This window comes from Rummeliibacillus pycnus, assembly GCF_044359855.1.
Taxonomy (GTDB): Bacteria; Bacillota; Bacilli; order Bacillales_A; family Planococcaceae; genus Rummeliibacillus; species Rummeliibacillus pycnus_A.
Map to the genome: position 1 here is coordinate 3,054,580 of NZ_CP132291.1, position 19,276 is coordinate 3,073,855.

The following is a 19,276-nucleotide window of genomic DNA, read 5'->3' on the forward strand; positions in this document are numbered from 1 at the left end:
TTCAACTTTACCCAAAGATATGCAGAGATAAACCTTTTTGATCATAAATTTAGCTAAAGATGAAGGCCACTTCTCAACAATCATCCCTTAAGCCTGTACTCAAGCAAAGGCTTATTATTTTTTATTCCCTCAACATAAAACAAGCACCCATTTAACAAGCGAACAAAATCGCGCAACAAAGCCCCAAGAACTATCATTAACTAATCGCCACACCTCTAAAATCTCATTCTTAAATTCAAATTTAAAATAAAAATGAACTAGAGTATTTTTTGGGTTGAATAGATACGAATCCCCATGAAAATATCCGAATAGATAATTAATCCTATTAATCTAAAAATACCAATATTCAATTTTACCTATACACGTATGAAGTAGTGTCATTGCCTTTTTTCTTATGAATACATAGGATGTTTTTGCATTCAACCTAGTAAATATGAATTTTAGATAATAAGAGCGCCAATTTAAATCAATCCGTTTACTTAAAAAAGAGAAATCTATGTTAGTTCTATTGACCTTATTCACAAACAATAATTTCAATAGACAAATTACCTCCTTTTTCATTTTATGGGTGTATATATGCATTTTCAAACAAATGGAATAGAAGGTAATTTTACCATTATTTTTTCATCTTCCGCATAATCCTACTAATATCAAGGGTTCTGGCTATATTAATATATTTTGCAATGAATCTTAGAGTGCATTTTTAAATACTAAAGTCCTTGGCATTATTAGGAAATAACGATTAATTTGAAAAGAGCAAAAAATTTTCGACACAATGTAGCAAAGTTTTTAATTCTGCTAATTTATAGTAATTATAACAACTAGAGATTTTCTTTAGCACCTTTGATTCTGTTGCCAAATGTCATTTTGGGAAAGGGGGAAAGGTGTTTTTCTTTGGACTTATTAACTTTATCTAAAAAATTGCTAGCTGCAAGCAAAGTAGGAACATCTAAAAAAATGAAGAGGGAGGAATGTAAATGAGAAAGAAAGAAGGCACTGTCAAAGCATTTAGCATTGCGACATCTGCACTTATGGCGATTTCACTGATTTCTCCGAATATCGCTGGGGCAAAAGCAAGTGATCTCCACCAGTCTTTTAGAGATTCTAGCCAAAATGCAATTGTTGTGAAGGACAAAGTGAGCAGTAGTCTACTTGAAGATTTTAAAAAGGACGAAAAATTAACTTTCTTGATCAAATTCAAAGAAAAGGCATCTGCAAATAAAGTCGCAGCAGAAGCTAGAAAAAGTGCAGAGAAGGACAAGTTATCAGCACAGCAAACGAAATTTGTTCAGCGTTCTGCAGTGGTATCAGATTTAAAGGCAACATCCCTTGAATCACAGGAATCTGTAAAACAATACCTCGAAAAAGAAGAAGATAAGGGTAATGCAAAAGACATTGAATCATACTTTATCGTAAATGGTATGGCTGTTACAGCTACTAAAGAAGTGGCTGAAAAGGTTGCAACATTTGATGAAGTAGAAAAAGTTTTGCCAAATGAAACCCGTCAACTCTATACAACAAAGACAAGTACTGAAGATGAATCAAAAATAAAAACTGTTGTTGAGCCTAAAACTCAATCTGCCGGTAACAACAAAGCAAAAAATGCAGTTGAGGAAAAGGCTAAAACTTCAAGTATCGAATGGAATGTTGAACGAGTGAAAGCCCCAGAAGTTTGGGGTATGGGAATTGATGGAACAGGAACCGTTGTCGCAAGTATTGATACAGGTGTTCAATGGGATCACCCAGCACTAAAAGCAAAATATCGTGGCTATAATGCATCGACTGGACAAGTATCGAATGATTTCAACTGGTATGATGCCACATCAGCAGGACGAGCTACACCATATGACGATATTGGACATGGAACACATGTAACGGGAACAATGGTAGGGAGCGAACCAAATGGATCTAACCAAATTGGTGTTGCTCCAGGTGCAAAGTTCATCTCTGTAAAAGCATTTACCTCAAACGGTGGAACTGACGCTGATCTTTTAGAAGCGGCTCAATGGATTTTGGCACCTACTGATTCAAACGGTAACGCACGAGTTGATATGGCACCAGATGTTGTCAATAATTCATGGGGAGGCGGTCCAGGACTTGATGAATGGTACCGTGATGTCGTACGCAACTGGCGTGCAGCTGAAATTTTCCCAGAATTCTCTGCGGGGAACACAACATTGACAAATCCAGGTGGTGCTGGATCTGTCGCAGCACCAGCGAACTACCCTGAGAGCTTTGCAACAGGTGCAATTGATAGTAACAACAAAGTAGCAAGTTTTTCTCTTCGTGGTCCATCACCATATAATAAAATCAAACCTGATATTTCTGCTCCTGGTGTCAATATTCGTTCATCAGTACCAGGTAGTGCATATGAAGGAGGATGGAATGGAACATCAATGGCGGGGCCAGCAGTTTCTGGTGTAGTAGCACTTCTTCGCCAAGTGAATGCAAATTTAACTGTTAATGAGATGGAACAAATTCTCATCAATACAGCAACACATTTAACAGACTCACAATATCCTCAAACACCAAATCATGGTTATGGTTATGGATTAGTGGATGCTTATCAAGCTGTATCGTCTATCGCTGCAGGTCTTGGAACCCTTCAAGGCCAAGTGACAAAACAAGGAAATGACAACGAAGCACCAGTGCTAAAACATACAGCTCCAAAAGAAACGTATGCTGGTATGGATTTAGATCTAACAGCTTCAGTATCAGATAACATTAGCATTTCATCTGTCGTATTAAAATACAAAGATGGAAATGGTGCGTGGCAAGATATTACAGCGAGTCGTAAATCGGGTGATTATAAATCAGGAGAGTTTGGTGTAACGGTTCCTGGTGCAAGTATTCCAGTTGGCGACTTCAAATACAAATGGGTGATTAATGATTTCGGTAATAATGAGGTTGTAAGTGATGAATACACTGTAAAAGTGAAACCGGGCATTACAGTTGGATATTCTGAAAACTTCGAATCACAACCAATTGGCTGGCATTCCTTTGGAAAGGAAAACAGCTGGGATTGGGGTAAACCAACTTCTGGTCCAGGAAAAGCTGCATCTGGAGAAAAAGTATATGCAACAAATTTAGCAGGGAATTATGCGAACAATATGAATGCAACATTGGTGATGCCTCCAATCGATCTTCCAGAAGGTCACGCTTACTTGCAATTTAAACAATGGTATAACTTCGAAAAATCTTCTTCTGGAAAAGCTTATGATTATGGCAATGTTTTTGTATCAACAAACCAAGTAGATTGGACACAACTATATACAGTTTCAGGTGCATCAAATGGCTGGCTAAATGCTGAAGTAGACTTATCTGCATATGCAGGTCAACGAATCTATTTAGCATTCAATGCATTCTCAGATTCAAGTGTTGCCAAAGAAGGATGGTATATTGATGACGTGGCATTAGCAAATGCTTCTCAAACAGGCAAAGTATCAAAAGGAAAAGATAAAAACAATACGAACAACAATAATGGAAATACAGGAAAAGGTCAGGATAAAGATGCTAAAAAAGAATCTATTGATCCTAAAACAATTAAACCTGTATTACCTGTAAAAGAAAAAGCACCTATTGAAGAAGCAATTGTGAATCCAACACTTCTACCATTAGGTGCCCAAGTAAGTGTACTAGAATCCAACCGTTCCGTTTACTCAGATCCAGCTAACGGATCATACTCACTAAAACACAGTTCAGGTACATTTACTGTAAAAGCTGAAGCATATGGATTCACATCAAAACAACAATCAGTGAAAATTGAAGCAGACAAAGCAACAAATGCAAACTTCACATTACAAGAAATTGCTCAAAATACAGTGAGCGGTAAAATCACTGATGAATCTACTGGTGAAGGAGTAGCAGGAGCAACCATCTTACTTGAAGAAGATGCGAACATTACACCTGTTACGACAGATGCAGAAGGTAACTACTCTTTAACTGCATATCAAGGGGACTACACATTGAAAATAGTCGCTCGTGGTTATCATAGCCAAGAAGTAGCGATTACAATCGGTGGACAAGCAAGTACAAAGAATATTATTTTAAAACCATTTTACACTTACCCAGGTGGAGAAATAGGCTATGATGACGGTACAGCAGAAAATGCACGTGCATTCAATGCTGCTGGCAATGCATGGGCGGTGAAAATGTCACTTCCAGAAGGAAAAGAACAAGGCATTGTCACAGATGGTGTATTCCGCTTCTGGGATACTACATGGCCAAGTCCTGGGGGTACAGCATTTGAAGTTGAAGTATGGGATGCGAATGGAACCGATGGGGCTCCTGGTAAAAAACTTGCAGGACCTTTTAATGCAACAGCCCTACGAAATGGTCAATGGACTGTTGTTGATTTAAGTGAACACAATATTATTGTAAACGGCGATTTCTTTATGGTATACCGCCAAACAAATGCAAATCCAAATGCCCCAGGGCTTGCAACAGATGAAGATGGTAAGAATGCTGGAAGAAGTTATCAAGGCGTTTCAGGAGCTTGGTCAAAATCACCAGTTGCAGAAGGTAACTATATGATTCGTGCTCGTGTTAGTTATGAAGTAAATGCGCCAGTGATTACATCACCAGTAGCCAACACTGTAACGAGTGAATCATCAATTCAAGTTGAAGGGAAAGCTTCCCCAACAACTGAAATCACACTGAAACAAAATGGTAAAGAAGCAGGTAAAACAGTCGTTGGAGAAAATGGTAAATTTTCTATTCCTGCTACATTAGTAGAAGGTACTAACACTTTCTCAGTAGTTTCTAAGCTTAATGGAAAAGTAACAGGAGAATCTGAATCTGTTAAAGTGATTTTAGATACTATAAAACCTACCCTAACAATTGATAGTCCACAAGATGGTGCTAAAACGAACCGTGAGAGTGCTACAGTTGAAGGTACAATTTCTGACGAAAATCTTGAATGGGTACAAGTAAATGGCAAAGACGCAAAAGTTACGAATGGTAAATACTCTCTACGCATTCTTTTAGATGAGGGCGTAAATGAAATCAAAGTAGTAGCACAAGATAAAGCGAAAAACAAAGTGACGAAAAAAGTGACAGTAACTGCAGATTATACAGCACCAGTTATTGAAAACTTAACGCCAGCAAATGATGTTACTTTGACAACTGGTAAAACAGTTAAAATCGTATTTGACAGCGAGCCAGACCTAAAAGCAACATTCTTCATTCATATGCCATTAACAAACGTAAATGATGTTGTACAAAATGCAACAGAGTTACCAATGTCTGAAGAATCAGCAGGACATTATGTTGGCTATTGGACTGTACCGGACGGAACTAAAGCAGATGGAGCAGTTATCGAAGTAAAAGCAGTCGATAGCTTCAAAAATGAAACACTCCAAAAAGCTGCGGGTAAGCTTTATATTAATCTTCCAAAATAATAAAAGAAGCCTCTGATCTAAGTGATCAGAGGTTTTTTATCTCAATTCCAAATGGGGCAAAATTCAATCCAACAATGGAAGATCACCTATATTACTAAAAATCCCATGAAACTAGGTAAACTGCCCATCACACCTAACTATCTCCCATCTCTATTTATGCATACACTACTATGAAAGGGTGGATAGATTATGAATGAATTTGAACAATTGCTGGAAAGCATATTACCACCATCGGCCACTATTTTGGAATTGCAAAATGCAAACAACAGACCAGCCATTTTATTGGCAGATATAGATGGAGATCGGTTAAAGGAATTAATCGTTGCCTATAAATATCAAGGTGAAAACTATCTTCTACTATTAAAAAAATCGTATGATATTTGGTATCCAATGGCAGAAATAAAAGGTAAGGGATATGCAATTACGGATTTAATGGCTGTTCCACTAACTCCTTTAGGTGTAAATTCATTAGTCATTGGCTGGCAAATAGGAAGTATCTGGTCACAACTGGTTTTATTACAATGGAAAATGTATAACTTCGTAAATTTACTTACAAATTACGTATATTATAGTAAGTTGTTTGTGGAAGATATGCCTGGAAAATACGGGAAAGATGGACAGTTTGAATTAGCGATTTGGACTCATGATACGGGAGATGCCTACATGGTTGATGTTTATCGATATCAAGGAACAGGACTTACGATAGCAAAAGATGTTTATCCTTATTATTTCAAAAAGGTTGCTTCCTATAACAAAGAAATATTGCAGAAATACGATATCTCGTATTATTGGTACTATTTAGCCGAAGCTCTCCTAAATGCAGAAGAATTCGATCATGCACTTACTTCAATTGATAAGGCATTAACTTTTACAAATCCATATCCATCAAAAGATAAAATGATTGAATTAAAGAATGAAATATTAAGCAAACTGAGGCAAAACTAAAATTCTATTTACTAGTTATAAAACTCCTACCGTCTACACCCCCTTTCCCCGGAAACACAAAGAAATTCTTATCTGAACTCAGACAATGAACATTGTGTTTATTCAATAATTTCTCCAAATGGAAGCGCAAATAAAATGTGCGAATGTGCGAGTAAATCGTAACTGAGCGCGAGTATTTCCCTTGAAAACGTGAGTAAACCCAAAAACTCAAAAGTGAAACCAACACCTTCAGCAAACCTCTTCTAATATAAATCTTTTAATATTATGCCATTCCCCATTTCCCGAAATTTTTGTTATAATGATTGTGAAAAGTTCATATGTATGAAGAATGTAGGGGGGCTGGTGATGCCAGCTGAGAATGTATCCGATAGATACTGACCCTTAGAACCTGAACTGGTTAATACCAGCGGAGGGAACATCAGCTAAAGATAATAATAGAGTTATCAAATGACTATCTTTTAGAATGTATGTTAACGTCCGGAATGGTTCCGGACGTTTTTTCTTTTTCTCTTTTTTACATAGAACTTGTTAAATAACAAAGATTGGAGCAAGTAAGATGAAAAAATTATATGTGTTGCTGTTAGTGGCGATACTCGCTTTAGCAGGATGTCAGTCAAAGGATAAAAAAGAAAATGCAGCAGGCTCGAAGAAAGAGCTAAAAAAAGTAACAGTTGTCTTAGATTGGACACCTAATACAAACCACACTGGATTGTATGTTGCAAAAGAAAAAGGATTCTTTAAAGAACAGGGTTTAGATGTAGATATTATTCAACCAGGCGAGACGGGGGCAGACCAACTTGTTGCATCTGGCAAGGCTGATTTTGGAGTTAGCTATCAAGAAGGAATTACACAAGCACGAGTACAAGGGGTTCCTCTTGTATCAATTGCAGCGATTATTCAGCACAATACATCTGGTTTCGCATCACCAATCGCGAAGAACATTAAATCGCCAAAAGACTTTGAAGGAAAAACTTACGGTGGATGGGGTTCACCTGTTGAAAAAGCCGTTATTGGTTCATTGATGAAAACCGAAAATGCAGATGTGAAAAAAGTTGATATCATCAATGCAGGAGATGCCGACTACTTTACAATGGTCAAAAAAGATGTAGACTTTGCGTGGATTTACTATGGATGGACAGGTATAGAAGCTGAACTTCGCGGAGAAAAATTGAACATGATCTATTTAACGGATTACAGTAAAAAGCTTGATTACTACACACCTGTATTAGCGACTAATGAAAAAATGATTCAAAATGATCCGGAAACAGTGAAAGCTTTTGTTAAAGCGGCTTCTCAAGGTTATCAATATGCCATTAAGAATCCAGACAAAGCGGCAGATATCTTAATCAAAGCAGCACCAGATTTAGACAAAAAACTTGTGAAGAAAAGTCAAGAATGGCTTGCTGATAAATATCAAGATGATGCTAAACAATGGGGCGAGCAAAAACTTGAAGTTTGGGAAAACTATGCAAACTGGATGAGTGACAATAAATTATTAGAAGGTAAATTCGATGCTAAAAAAGCATTCACAAATGAATTTTTACCACAATAGGAGGAAATGAAAATGGCTAATTCTTTAATCAGTGTTCAAATTATACCGAAAACAGAAAAATATGAAGATATGATTCCTTTTGTAGATGCTGCGATTAAAGTAATTGATGAATCAGGGGTAAAATATGAAGTGCATCCTCTTGAAACAACGATGGAAGGCGAAATGTCAGAGTTGATGAATATCATTACGAAGATGAATGAAAAAATGGTTGAATTAGGATGTGTCAATGTCATTACACAAGTGAAAATTCTTTACCAACCATCAGGTATTACAATGGATACCTTAACGGAGAAATACCGATAATGAAATGGTTAAGAAACAATGGAGGGGCGATTGTTCTCCTCCTCTTTCTTTTAGGTCTATGGGAAATTATTGTACGAATCACTGACACACCGGCATGGCTTTTACCAGCACCATCACAAATTTTTTCAGAAGGATTTAAAGTGATTCCTAGCTTTTTTGTTGATATTTTGGCAACAACAAAATTGTCTCTATTAGGTCTGATTATTGGGAGTGCAGTAGGTTTCGCAATAGCAGTTATTCTACATATATTACCGGTTGTACAAAAGATAACGTACCCATTGCTCATTCTGTCGCAAAACATTCCAATCATTGTTTTAGCGCCATTGTTAATCATTTGGTTTGGATTTGGCATTATGCCAAAACTTATTGTCATTGGGCTTGTATGCTTCTTCCCAATTGTTGTCGCAGCTTTAGACGGCTTCAAAAACACGCCACCAGAGCTAAAATACTATATGCAGATGGCAGGGGCATCTAAAACGCAAATGTTTTGGAAATTGGAATTACCTAATGCCCTTCCATCTTTATTTTCAGGACTTAAAATTTCGGCAACTTACAGTGTCATGGGGGCAGTTATTTCAGAGTGGTTAGGTGCGAAAGAGGGAATCGGGGTATATATGACTCTATCCCAAGCATCCTTCCGCACAGATCATGTATTTGTAGCCATCTTTACTATCATGCTTTTAAGCGTACTCCTATTTGGCCTCATTCGTATACTTGAAAAGTTATTCATAAAAGGCAAGCTAGAGAGGTAGAAAAAAATGTTATTAACTATTGAACAAGTCAAGAAGCAGTTTGCTGAAACAGAAGTCTTACGTGATATCTCACTCCATGTAGAAGAAGGGGAATTTGTTGCACTTCTTGGTCCATCTGGAAGCGGCAAAAGTACACTCTTTAACTTAATCGGAGGAATTATCGAACCAGATGAAGGCACCATTTCTTTGAATAACAAAATTATTCATGGAGAGCGGGGATTAATCGGCTATATGCCACAACAACCTTCATTATTTCCATGGAGAACAGTTCTTGAGAATGTGGTACTTGTCCAAGAATTATCAGGAAAGCCTAACATCCAAGAGGCGAAAGAGTGGTTAAAAAAAGTAGGGCTCGAAGAATTTGAAAACGCCTATCCCATTGAACTTTCAGGTGGGATGAAACAACGTGTCGCTTTTATCAGAGCCATGTTGAGTAAACAAAATCTATTATGCCTTGATGAACCATTCTCTGCATTAGACGAGTTTACAAGAATTAATATGCAAAAATGGCTACTATCTGTTTGGGAAGCGAATCGAAAATCTATTTTATTTGTCACACACAGTATTGAAGAAGCACTGTTTTTGGCAGATCGAATTTATATTTTAACGAAGCGACCTACGATGGTGAAAGAAGAAATCATAGTACCTTTTAAGCGACCAAGAGATGAAAGCCTCTTTAATAATGAAGAGTTCTTTCATATGAAGCAGGAAATTTTTAACCTACTAAAAGATGAATTAGATGAGGGATTGTAAAAATGATCATCGATGCACATATTCACTTTGACCAATACAATATAGATCAGCAAGAGGCAATGTTAAAAGAATTGCACCCAAATGAGGTATCGCATGTCATTGCTGTTTCGACTGATTTACAATCATGTAAAGACAATTTGGCACTTTCAAATAAAGACAAGCGCATTATGCCCGCTTTCGGCTTCCATCCAGAACAATCATTAGCAGATGTAGTGCAAGAAATGCAGCTTTTCCAATGGATTGAAGAAAACAATGAGAATATGATTGCTATAGGGGAAGTTGGGTTACCTTATTATTTAAATAAAGAAAAAGGTATCAATTATCAACCGTATATTGACTTGCTCGAAAAATTCATCGTTTTAGCAGCACAGCTCAAAAAACCTATCGTTTTACATGCAGTCTATGAAGATGCCAAAATAGCTTGTGACTTATTAGAAAAACATCAAGTATCTGCAGCACATTTTCACTGGTTCAAAGGAGATACACAAACTGTAGATCGAATGATTGCTAATGGATACTTCATTTCCATTACGCCGGACGTTCTATATGAAAAAGAAATTCAAAGTCTTGTTCAACACTATCCACTTGAACAAATGATGGTAGAAACAGACGGACCTTGGCCATTTGAAGGACCTTTCGATGGACAAATGACCCACCCAAAAATGATCAAAGCAAGTATTGAAAAGATAGCACAAATAAAGCAGCAACCTATTGAACAAGTAGCTAGTGTGCTCTATGAAAACACGAAAAGGTTTTATAACATAGACTAATTTTATATAGAAAGACTCCTCTAGATCACTTGATTTGGAGGAGTTTTGCTTTTTTAGAGAGACTCTAGTTTGTTCATTTTCTTTTTTAGGATTTTATTTGCTCTCACCTCTGGTTTATTGGCTCTTTCTTACGATTAATTTGCTATTTTGGGAAGTTTATTCGCTCCAATAGAAATTGTATTCGCTCTCTCAGCGATTTACGTCCTCATATCAATGTGGAAGACTCTTCTTATTCTCTGTATAACCATATATTCACCCCTGTTTGAAACAAAGAAACATAGCGAATACTGAAGTCATGCGATTTGAAGAGGAGGTATTTAATGAGTAAGCTACCTTGGGTGATGACGCAAGAATGGCATGATGTGTATTTTCTTCATTGGCCAATTGCACCAGAGGATATACGGCAATATGTTCCGATTGAATTAGAGATTGATACATTTGAAGATCAAGCTTGGATTGGTATTATATTTTTCAAAATGAAGAATTTCAGAGCTAGGTTGATGCCTTCTATTCCGAGTATCGATACTTTTTTTGAGCTAAATGTACGAACTTATGTAAAGCATAAAGGAAAATCAGGAGTTTATTTTTTTAGTTTAGATGTAAATAATAAAATCGTTTCACAGTTTGCAAAGTTTGGGAGGTTTTTGCCATTTCGCTTTGCAAATATGACATCGAAGATTGATCAGAAGGTAGTAACTTTTCAAAATAGATGGGAGTATACAGGGAAGTTTCCAGAGGTATTCATTGCATCCGTTGAAGTGAGTTCTGAGCCAATCCAAAGAACACCATTAGAATACTGGCTAACAGAACGCCATCATTTATGGACGAAAGTAGTGGGGAGACTTATACGACAATATAATCGGCATTCACCTTGGATTTTGCAACGAGTACATTGTACTGTTCATGAAAACTCGATGTCGCCATTTCTAATGCGTAATGTAAAAGAAAATAAACCTATAGCCCACTTTTCAAAATATAAAAAAGCTTTCCTCTACTTACCAGTAAAAGAAAGCTGATTATCTGCAATAATTCAATAGGATGTATAAAATAATGGACAAAACTGTTTAACGATTCCGTTCGCAATCATGTCAGACATTTGCAATGCTTCCATTACAATCTGGTCAAATACAGCGATATCTTTTTTATATTCTTTTTGAATCATACTGACGGCTTCTTGTTTCGTTAAGCTTAAGTGGGTATAGAACATTTTTTGAATTTTCGATTTGTTTAGGTAAGGATTAATACAGCTTAAGAACAAAGAAATGTCGTCTGCGTTTTTATACCATTCTTTCTCTTTTGCAGCTGCTGTTGCTGTATCACCTTTTGCAGCTGCTGTTACCAGTTCTGCAGCGATTGTTAGGTGGTCATGGATGAGTGAAGCATATCGATCTGCAATTTGATCGCCGTAAAACGGTCGGAGACAATTTCCTAAGTCTGTCGCATTTCTTAAAAGACGTTCCTCAACAAATTGTACATCTGGTAAGTTAAATACGATACTCGTAATAACCATTCGTGTCCAATTGACATGCTCCATCCAAAGGAGGCGATTCATACTTATAAAATCGACTTCAGCTTTACTTTTACAGCAGTTATCGTAAATGGATGGTGGTTGTTGAAGGAAAAAACGAATAGGGGCAGTGTATTGAGAGTATGGTTGCCCATACATTTGCCCTAAAGAATATGAGGTATTACCACTTGAATAAGGATACAAAATTTACATCCTCCCTCTAATTAATAAGCCATTTATCAATGGATGATAACTGCCTATAAATTAGCATATGCGGACCCTTCGGATATTGATAAAATAAGAAACTTATTCAAGAATGATCAGAATGCAAAATAAAATTTCTAAAAAGATTTTAAAGGAAAAAAATCTATCTCTTTATGGAAGATAAACAAAAAAATTTTAATCACTTTTCATCAAATCATTTTCACAATCAGAGAAGGTATCAGGCAAGGTTAAAATACTCATTGACTACATTAGAATCTATTGGTAAAGAGCTGATTGTTGGTATGTTTTCTATTTTGGATTCAGATATCAACTTTACCACGATACGACGAAGAATTTCGTCTTCTAACAAACGTATAAAGTCTAAATTCAAATTATAAGTTTTCGCGTCACTGTATGCCTGGATTAATAATTCGTCTGATAGTGTCTCCATTGATCATCTCACCTCCAAGTAAAAAAAGATTTTGTTCTAATATATGAAAAGAAAGAATATATTGGATAGTTTGCTAAGTTGTACACTTAATTTAACAAATTGTTTAATACAAGACAACCAGCCACTTATCCACAAGAAACCGTGGATAAAATGTGATTAACCTGTGTGGATAAATGGTAAAGTACATATAAAATGGTGTGGAAATTGTGCATAAACTTATCCACAATTTCCTGAAATGGGGAAATTTGTCGAAAAGTTTTTATGGAAATATTGCTTTTATTTGTAATTTCGAGTGATTTCCCAACATAGTACTCACAAAAATACAAAAACGGTTTGGTTTATTTGTGGATAATGAATTCAATATATACATGAGCGAATAAGCTGGTTGAAAGAGCGAATAAGCTGGTCAAAAGGGCGTATAAGATGGTTGAAAGAGCGAATAAGCTGGTTGAAAGAGCGAATAAGCTGGTCAAAAGGGCGTATAAGCTGGTTGAAAGAGCGAATAAGCTGGTTGAAAGAGCGAATAAGATGGTTGAAAGAGCGAATAAGCTGGTTGAAAGAGCGAATAAGATGGCCAAAAGAGCGAATAAGCTGGTCAAAAGGGCGTATAAGATGGTTGAAAGAGCGAATAAGCTGGTCAAAAGGGCGTATAAGATGGTTGAAAGAGCGAATAAGATGGCCAAAAGAGCGAATAAACTGGTCAAAAGATCAATTAAAATCTGCAATTTATCAAATATTTCAGACCCTCGATCCCAAAATCAAAATCACAATCTCACAAACAATTTTTTTACTCAAAACTCTTTTAAAAAAGAAATAAAATATTTAATTTTTCAGATTTATGAGTATAATGAATACAATGACTTTAAATCTAACCTAACGAAAGAAGGATTTTTCAATGTCTTTATCAATGAACCCACATATGGATCAGCTAGGATTGCCTGGTATTCGTAAATTTTCAAATCAGTTAGTCAACTATCCAGATGCGATTAACCTAACAATCGGTCAACCGGATTTCCCGGCACCTGAAGCAGTGAAGCAAGCAGGGATTCGAGCGATTGAGAACAATTTAACAACTTACTCATCAAATCCAGGTTTAATCGAATTACGTAAAGCAGTGGCCGCCTTCTTCGAAGAAAAATATAATTGTCACTACAAACCTGAAGATGAGATCCTAGTAACAAATGGTGCAACACAAGCGATTGACTCTGTTTTCCGTACCATCTTGGATGTAGGGGACGAAATCATCTTACCTGCACCAATCTATTCGGGATATGAACCAATCATTACGTATTGCGGTGCAAAATCAGTTTACTTAGACACAACAGACACAGACTTTCAGCCATCTGCTGAACGCTTAGAAAAATTAATCACACCAAAAACGAAAGCGGTATTATTTAACTTCCCGTCTAACCCAACTGGTGCTACTATTTCACATGAACAAATGGATGCTCTTGCAGATGTGTTAAAAAAACATGATATCTATGTGATTTCAGATGAAATATACAGTGAAAATACATTTGTTGGAGAGCACCGCTCATTTGGTTCTTACGAAGAGTTAAAAGACAAATTATTCCTAATCCATGGTTTATCAAAATCTCATTCAATGACTGGCTGGCGTATCGGCTTCTTAATGGCGGATGCAAGATTAATAGGGGAAGTTGCGAAAATTCATTCATTCAATGCTATTTGTGCAGCACTTCCTAGCCAATATGCAGCTATTGAAGCATTAACAAATTGTAAAAACACACCGCAAGAAATGAACGAAAGTTATATCAGACGCCGTGATTATGTCTATGATCGTCTCATCCAAATGGGCATTGAAGTGAAAAAACCAAACGGTGCATTCTACATCTTCCCATCTATCAAAAAATTCGGGCTAACATCTGAAGAATTTGCACTTCGCTTGATGAAACGAAAAGAGGGCGGCGTTGGCGTCATCCCAGGTTCCGTCTTCACACCTTATGGTGAAGGCTACCTTCGTATCACATATGCATATTCAGATGCAGAACTTAAAGAAGGTATGGACCGCCTAGAAGCATTTATCAAAGCACTATAAATATCATAACTAGAATTTTTGATTAATAATGAACAAATTAATCTTCCCTTAAAACTTATAAAGGCTGTCACTAATCCTTACAATTGGATTAGTGACGGCCTTATTTTCTTGCAAAAATATAATAAGAATGTTTAGATATGGTCAATCTAAAGGGCTTAAAAATAATTGTTGGACAGCTCTTATAAATAGAAAGAAGCTAAACATTTTTAAAACACAAAGAACCCCCAAATGCATACCGAATGCAATTAGGGGGTTCTTTTTCTTGTATATTATTTTACAGTAGTTGCTGCTACATTTAGGTCTTTTTTAATCTTTGTTGTTGAGATGCCTTCTGTACGTGGAAGGTAGATGACTTCACAATAGTCATTTAGAAAATCGAATTTTCCTTCCCAATCATGTCCCATTACGAAAGTATCGATATTGTGATCCTTTACATCTTGAATCTTTTGTTCCCAATTGTTTTCAGGAATCACTTCGTCCACATATTTGATAGCTTCAAGAATGGTTTTGCGATCTTCATAACTGTAGTAAGCTTTTTTACCTTTTAATGCGTTGAATTCGTCACTAGAAATTGCAACAACTAGGTAGTCGCCAAGTGCTTTGGCACGGCGTAGAATATTAACATGACCAACATGTAATAAATCGAACGTACCATACGTAATTACTCTTTTCATAATGTGCCTCCATAGATATACTAATGCGTATTATATTACACTTTATTCAAAAATGAAAGAACCCCAGATGTTCTCCACTTTTACTTATTCAATAAATAATCAACCAACTTGCTACTTGCATGACCGGTTGAGAACGTATTCCACGATGTAGAAAATGCTTTTATTTGTTCCATATCAAACTCATCTTTTTGCAACACGTATACAAGTTCATCATCTGTTGATACTACAGGTCCAGGTACTAATTGATTGTAATTCGTCCAAAAACCACGTTCCATCTCATACTTTTCCAAATCATATGGATAAAAAATTTGCGGTTTACCCAATAAAGAAAATTCAAATGGTATAGAAGAATAGTCACTTATTACATAATCTGTCACACATAATAACTTATTGACAGCTACATCGTTTTCTACTGAGACGATTAATGGATGATCAAATGTCCCCATATTTTGCGCTACAGCCGGATGTAATTTAATCATCATAATGTAGTTTTCGCCAAGTTGCTCTATTATATCCCGAAAATCTAAAGGAATACTTTGTACATCAAGCTGTTGATCACGGAAAGTTGGTGCATACAAAATAACTTTTTTTCCATTTAGCATCGGATATTTTGCTAACATCTCACGTCTTGCTGATTCAATTGCAGAAGGATTATAAAAGAAATCAGTACGTGGGATACCTGAACGCAAAAATTGATGATCTTGCATTCCAAAAGCTGCTTTGAAAATCGGCACCATCTCATTCGAACCGACAACTACTTTATTCATACGGCTATATACGTGCTTAAAACGTCGAATAGCAGCAGGGGAGCGGAACAAAACGCTTGGATCTTGTAATCCAAACTTTTTCACCGCACCTGCTGCATGCCAAAGTTGAATACATTCCACGTTAGGACGGAAATTTGTCACACTTAAAATTGCAAAATAATTATCAATTAAGACCGTTTCGGCTGTCGCCAAATGATAAAGCCCCCGAATATAATCGAAAGAGTTTGTTATTTTAAATGATAGTACTGAGCTTGCTCCGGATCGGTTAAAACTTTCCTTACATTTACCAGTTCGTAAAACAACAATATCTTTAAAATCACGAGTTGCAAGCTCATTTACGACAAATCGAGCATTATCGCCAAAATCACATAGAAACACGATTTTTTTCTTTAAAGGAAACAAATTGAACACAGAAAAAATGCATCTATTTATAAATAAAAACAGTTCTATCAACCATTCTTTTCTCATTCATTCACCCAATCTAGAAATTCTTATCTATAGTTACAGATTATATCATATTTCGAGTTCCATTTTCTAAAAGATATCGAATGACTAAACTTACGCTTAGACTATTTAATATTAATAAGTAAAATTATTGAAAAAAAACAATCCTTTTAACTTACAGAAAAAACTGGATGAATATCATTTTTTCTCATCAAATTCTAATTTTTCGGTGAGATAATTTTCATTAACGAAATAAAAAGTACGTTTAGAAAATAATTACTACTTTAGAATGCGGTAAATAAGGCTTATTCCTTTAATTACATTATTTATACCCAACAAAGATTGATTTTATAAAGTTTGGGATTTTCCTTCCCTTTACTGCGGAATTAAAGTATCGTATCTAATCTTTAATTTAATTCGGAAAAAAATAATTGAAATTCAATTTTAAGGAATTTAATGATAAAAGTTAAAAAGAGGTGTCTTCAAATGGAACAATGTGTAAGTATAATTGTCCCCGTATATAATACTGAAGAATTTTTAGAAGAATGTTTACAGTCTATTGTTGAACAAACATACGAAAATCTTCAAATCATCGTTGTAAACGATGCTTCGACCGATCAGTCTGCGCAAATTATTGATCAATTTATAGCTCAAGATACAAGAATAGAATGTATCACAAATAGCAAAAGAATGGGTGTAGGTTCTTCACGAAATCTAGCCATACAAAAAGCAACAGGAGAATACATATATTTTGCGGATAGTGATGATCTACTTCATGAAAAAGCAATCGAATACCTTCTTCAAGGAAATGAGCCAGATACAATTTACACAGGTCATACCGTGAAAATCACTAAAAAAGATGGAATAGAAGAATCGTTAAAAGAACAAGAACAAGAACAAGAAACATTCCGTACAAAATCTCTCCAACAATATGAATTTTTTAAGAATATAATTGTACTAAATACTTTATTTCCAACTCATCTTATTCAATCATTCCAATTAAAATTTGACGAAAAGGTTGATAGCTATTCCGAACTTTCTTTTATGGTGCCTTTTTATATGCAATATAATATTGTTCGGGTGAATACTTCTTATTATTTCCAACGTGATCGTAATGATCCCATTTCAAACCCATCGCTAAATCAACGCAATCAAGATGTATTACTACATGACTTTGTCGATATTTATATTCGCTTAAAAAGTGACTACGAAAATAACGAAGAAGTGAATAAATACTTAGATAAACAGCTGATTAAACTGTATCGTTCACAATTCATATTATTGATGAAAGAAGAAGATAAAAAAGAACCCGCATTTCATTTGCTTTCTCGCGGAATAAAATTAATTTCAGAGGAACGTGTAAAGAAAGAAAACGTCGTAATACGTGGAGAACTTCGTGCATTACAAAATAGACAATTTAAGAAGTATCTTCGTGTATTGAAACTTCACCATTTTGGTAGGGATACAAAGAAATCCTTAAAAAGTCTCAACAAATTTTATCGCCAAATCTATCGTGATGTTTTTATGAAATTACCATTAAAAGAAAAGAAAGTCGTTTTTGAAAGTTTTCTAGGAAAGCAATATGCTGACAGCCCAAAAGCCATCTATGAATATATGGTCGAACACTATCCAGAATATGAATTTGTTTGGATTTTCAATGAAACAGGTAGAAAGCTTCCTGGAAATGCAAAACAAGTTAAACGGTTAAGTCTTGCTTATTACTACCATATGGCCACTTCAAAATATTGGGTTAGCAATATGCGTCAACCTCTTCATTTGAAAAAAAGAGAGGGGAATATCTTTCTAGAAACATGGCATGGTACGCCATTGAAAAGACTTGTTTTTGATATGGATGAAGTTTATTCTGCAAATCCAAAATACAAAAAGAATTTTTACCAACAATCACGGTTATGGGATTATCTTATTGCGGCAAACCCATACTCATCTGAAATTTTTAAATCAGCGTTTAAATTTGATAAGAAAATGCTAGAATACGGATATCCACGTAATGACACACTATACCAAAATAATAATGAAGACTATATAACAAAAGTTAAGAAATCACTCAACATGCCATTAGACAAAAAGGTCATTTTATATGCTCCAACATGGAGAGATGATGAGTTTTACGAAGCCGGCAAATATAAATTTGATTTAAAATTTGACCTACAAAAGCTACGTGAAAAGCTGGGTGATGACTACATTATTATTTTACGGATGCATTACTTTATTGCTGATCACTTGAATATTGATGGCTATGAAGGATTTGTCTATAATTTATCTAAACATGATGACATAGCGGATCTATATTTAATCTCAGATATACTCATAACTGATTATTCATCTGTATTCTTCGATTATTCAAATTTAAGAAGACCTATTCTGTACTACGCGTATGACTTAGAAAATTATCGTGATAAACTCCGTGGCTTCTATTTAGATTATGAAAATGAAATGCCAGGACCAATTTTAAAAACAACGGATGAAATTATTGATGCAGTAAAGAATATCAATCAAATCAATGAACAATATAAAGACAAATACAATAATTTCTACGATCAAATTTGTTGTTGGGAATCAGGACACGCAACAGAAAAAATAGTGCATGAAGTATTCGAAAAATCACCAAATGAGCACAAAAACCTCATATGTAACGAATCTCTTACATAAGATCTAAGTGGCTTATGTAAGTTTGAAGC

General features: G+C 35.5%; 15 protein-coding genes and 1 riboswitch. Of the genes, 11 read left to right on the forward strand and 4 right to left on the reverse strand.

Annotated elements, in window-relative coordinates:
- The first annotated feature begins 977 nt into the window (after positions 1–977).
- The 8 genes from Q8X41_RS15040 (at position 978) to Q8X41_RS15075 (ending at position 11,490) form a co-directional block, all read left to right on the forward strand.
- A complete protein-coding gene (locus tag Q8X41_RS15040) occupies positions 978–5,399 on the forward strand; it encodes a S8 family serine peptidase (RefSeq protein ID WP_397537076.1) in 4,422 nt (1,473 codons plus the stop codon).
- A 189-nt stretch (positions 5,400–5,588) separates the two neighbouring features.
- On the forward strand, positions 5,589–6,344 hold the full coding sequence (locus Q8X41_RS15045) for a hypothetical protein (RefSeq protein ID WP_397537077.1): 756 nt from the start codon (positions 5,589–5,591) through the stop codon (positions 6,342–6,344).
- 322 nt (positions 6,345–6,666) lie between these two features.
- Positions 6,667–6,776, forward strand: a riboswitch (TPP riboswitch).
- A gap of 124 nt (positions 6,777–6,900) precedes the next feature.
- Positions 6,901–7,896, forward strand: coding sequence for an ABC transporter substrate-binding protein (locus Q8X41_RS15050; protein ID WP_397537078.1), 996 nt, complete (start codon positions 6,901–6,903; stop codon positions 7,894–7,896).
- Positions 7,897–7,908: 12 nt separating this feature from the next.
- Entirely contained in the window at positions 7,909–8,199 is a 291-nt protein-coding gene (locus tag Q8X41_RS15055; protein WP_397537079.1) for an MTH1187 family thiamine-binding protein, read from the forward strand.
- Positions 8,199–8,951 (forward strand): ABC transporter permease, encoded by a 753-nt coding sequence (locus Q8X41_RS15060; RefSeq protein ID WP_397537080.1) that lies wholly within the window; start codon positions 8,199–8,201, stop codon positions 8,949–8,951. The genes Q8X41_RS15055 and Q8X41_RS15060 overlap by 1 nt, the downstream gene beginning before the upstream one ends.
- A gap of 6 nt (positions 8,952–8,957) precedes the next feature.
- Positions 8,958–9,704, forward strand: a complete 747-nt coding sequence (locus tag Q8X41_RS15065) for an ABC transporter ATP-binding protein (RefSeq protein ID WP_397537081.1) — start codon at positions 8,958–8,960, stop codon at positions 9,702–9,704.
- Positions 9,705–9,706: 2 nt separating this feature from the next.
- Positions 9,707–10,474, forward strand: coding sequence for a TatD family hydrolase (locus Q8X41_RS15070; RefSeq protein ID WP_397537082.1), 768 nt, complete (start codon positions 9,707–9,709; stop codon positions 10,472–10,474).
- Positions 10,475–10,794: 320 nt separating this feature from the next.
- Positions 10,795–11,490, forward strand: coding sequence for a YqjF family protein (locus tag Q8X41_RS15075; protein ID WP_397537083.1), 696 nt, complete (start codon positions 10,795–10,797; stop codon positions 11,488–11,490).
- A 14-nt stretch (positions 11,491–11,504) separates the two neighbouring features.
- Here the strand turns inward: Q8X41_RS15075 and Q8X41_RS15080 are convergent, their stop codons facing one another.
- Both Q8X41_RS15080 and Q8X41_RS15085 read right to left on the reverse strand, forming a co-directional pair.
- A complete protein-coding gene (locus Q8X41_RS15080; protein ID WP_397537084.1) occupies positions 11,505–12,185 on the reverse strand; it encodes a hypothetical protein in 681 nt (226 codons plus the stop codon).
- A 238-nt stretch (positions 12,186–12,423) separates the two neighbouring features.
- Positions 12,424–12,636, reverse strand: a complete 213-nt coding sequence (locus tag Q8X41_RS15085) for a sporulation histidine kinase inhibitor Sda (RefSeq protein WP_397537085.1) — start codon at positions 12,634–12,636, stop codon at positions 12,424–12,426.
- Between the two features lie 423 nt (positions 12,637–13,059).
- On the opposite strand from Q8X41_RS15085, the gene Q8X41_RS15090 reads away from it, so the two are divergent.
- Entirely contained in the window at positions 13,060–13,587 is a 528-nt protein-coding gene (locus tag Q8X41_RS15090; RefSeq protein WP_397537086.1) for a hypothetical protein, read from the forward strand.
- Positions 13,532–14,692, forward strand: a complete 1,161-nt coding sequence (locus tag Q8X41_RS15095; RefSeq protein WP_397537087.1) for an aminotransferase class I/II-fold pyridoxal phosphate-dependent enzyme — start codon at positions 13,532–13,534, stop codon at positions 14,690–14,692. The genes Q8X41_RS15090 and Q8X41_RS15095 overlap by 56 nt, the downstream gene beginning before the upstream one ends.
- 269 nt (positions 14,693–14,961) lie before the next feature.
- Here Q8X41_RS15095 and tagD read toward each other — a convergent pair whose 3' ends face one another.
- On the reverse strand, positions 14,962–15,366 hold the full coding sequence (gene tagD, locus Q8X41_RS15100; protein ID WP_397537088.1) for a glycerol-3-phosphate cytidylyltransferase: 405 nt from the start codon (positions 15,364–15,366) through the stop codon (positions 14,962–14,964).
- Positions 15,367–15,446: 80 nt separating this feature from the next.
- A complete protein-coding gene (locus Q8X41_RS15105; protein WP_397537089.1) occupies positions 15,447–16,601 on the reverse strand; it encodes a CDP-glycerol glycerophosphotransferase family protein in 1,155 nt (384 codons plus the stop codon).
- A 462-nt stretch (positions 16,602–17,063) separates the two neighbouring features.
- On the opposite strand from Q8X41_RS15105, the gene Q8X41_RS15110 reads away from it, so the two are divergent.
- Entirely contained in the window at positions 17,064–19,247 is a 2,184-nt protein-coding gene (locus tag Q8X41_RS15110) for a CDP-glycerol glycerophosphotransferase family protein (RefSeq protein WP_397537090.1), read from the forward strand.
- The last annotated feature ends 29 nt before the right edge of the window (positions 19,248–19,276 follow it).

Bases quoted from the DNA above. Each gene is read 5' to 3' on its own strand.
- Q8X41_RS15090 (WP_397537086.1), top strand. From the start codon at position 13,060: ATGGTTGAAAGAGCGAATAAGCTGGTTGAAAGAGCGAATAAGCTGGTC.
- Q8X41_RS15045 (WP_397537077.1), top strand. From the start codon at position 5,589: ATGAATGAATTTGAACAATTGCTGGAAAGCATATTACCACCATCGGCC.
- Q8X41_RS15085 (WP_397537085.1), bottom strand. From the start codon at position 12,636: ATGGAGACACTATCAGACGAATTATTAATCCAGGCATACAGTGACGCG.
- Q8X41_RS15105 (WP_397537089.1), bottom strand. From the start codon at position 16,601: ATGAGAAAAGAATGGTTGATAGAACTGTTTTTATTTATAAATAGATGC.
- Q8X41_RS15060 (WP_397537080.1), top strand. From the start codon at position 8,199: ATGAAATGGTTAAGAAACAATGGAGGGGCGATTGTTCTCCTCCTCTTT.
- Q8X41_RS15065 (WP_397537081.1), top strand. From the start codon at position 8,958: ATGTTATTAACTATTGAACAAGTCAAGAAGCAGTTTGCTGAAACAGAA.
- Q8X41_RS15095 (WP_397537087.1), top strand. From the start codon at position 13,532: ATGTCTTTATCAATGAACCCACATATGGATCAGCTAGGATTGCCTGGT.
- Q8X41_RS15070 (WP_397537082.1), top strand. From the start codon at position 9,707: ATGATCATCGATGCACATATTCACTTTGACCAATACAATATAGATCAG.
- Q8X41_RS15050 (WP_397537078.1), top strand. From the start codon at position 6,901: ATGAAAAAATTATATGTGTTGCTGTTAGTGGCGATACTCGCTTTAGCA.
- Q8X41_RS15075 (WP_397537083.1), top strand. From the start codon at position 10,795: ATGAGTAAGCTACCTTGGGTGATGACGCAAGAATGGCATGATGTGTAT.
- Q8X41_RS15055 (WP_397537079.1), top strand. From the start codon at position 7,909: ATGGCTAATTCTTTAATCAGTGTTCAAATTATACCGAAAACAGAAAAA.
- Q8X41_RS15110 (WP_397537090.1), top strand. From the start codon at position 17,064: ATGGAACAATGTGTAAGTATAATTGTCCCCGTATATAATACTGAAGAA.
- Q8X41_RS15040 (WP_397537076.1), top strand. From the start codon at position 978: ATGAGAAAGAAAGAAGGCACTGTCAAAGCATTTAGCATTGCGACATCT.
- tagD (WP_397537088.1), bottom strand. From the start codon at position 15,366: ATGAAAAGAGTAATTACGTATGGTACGTTCGATTTATTACATGTTGGT.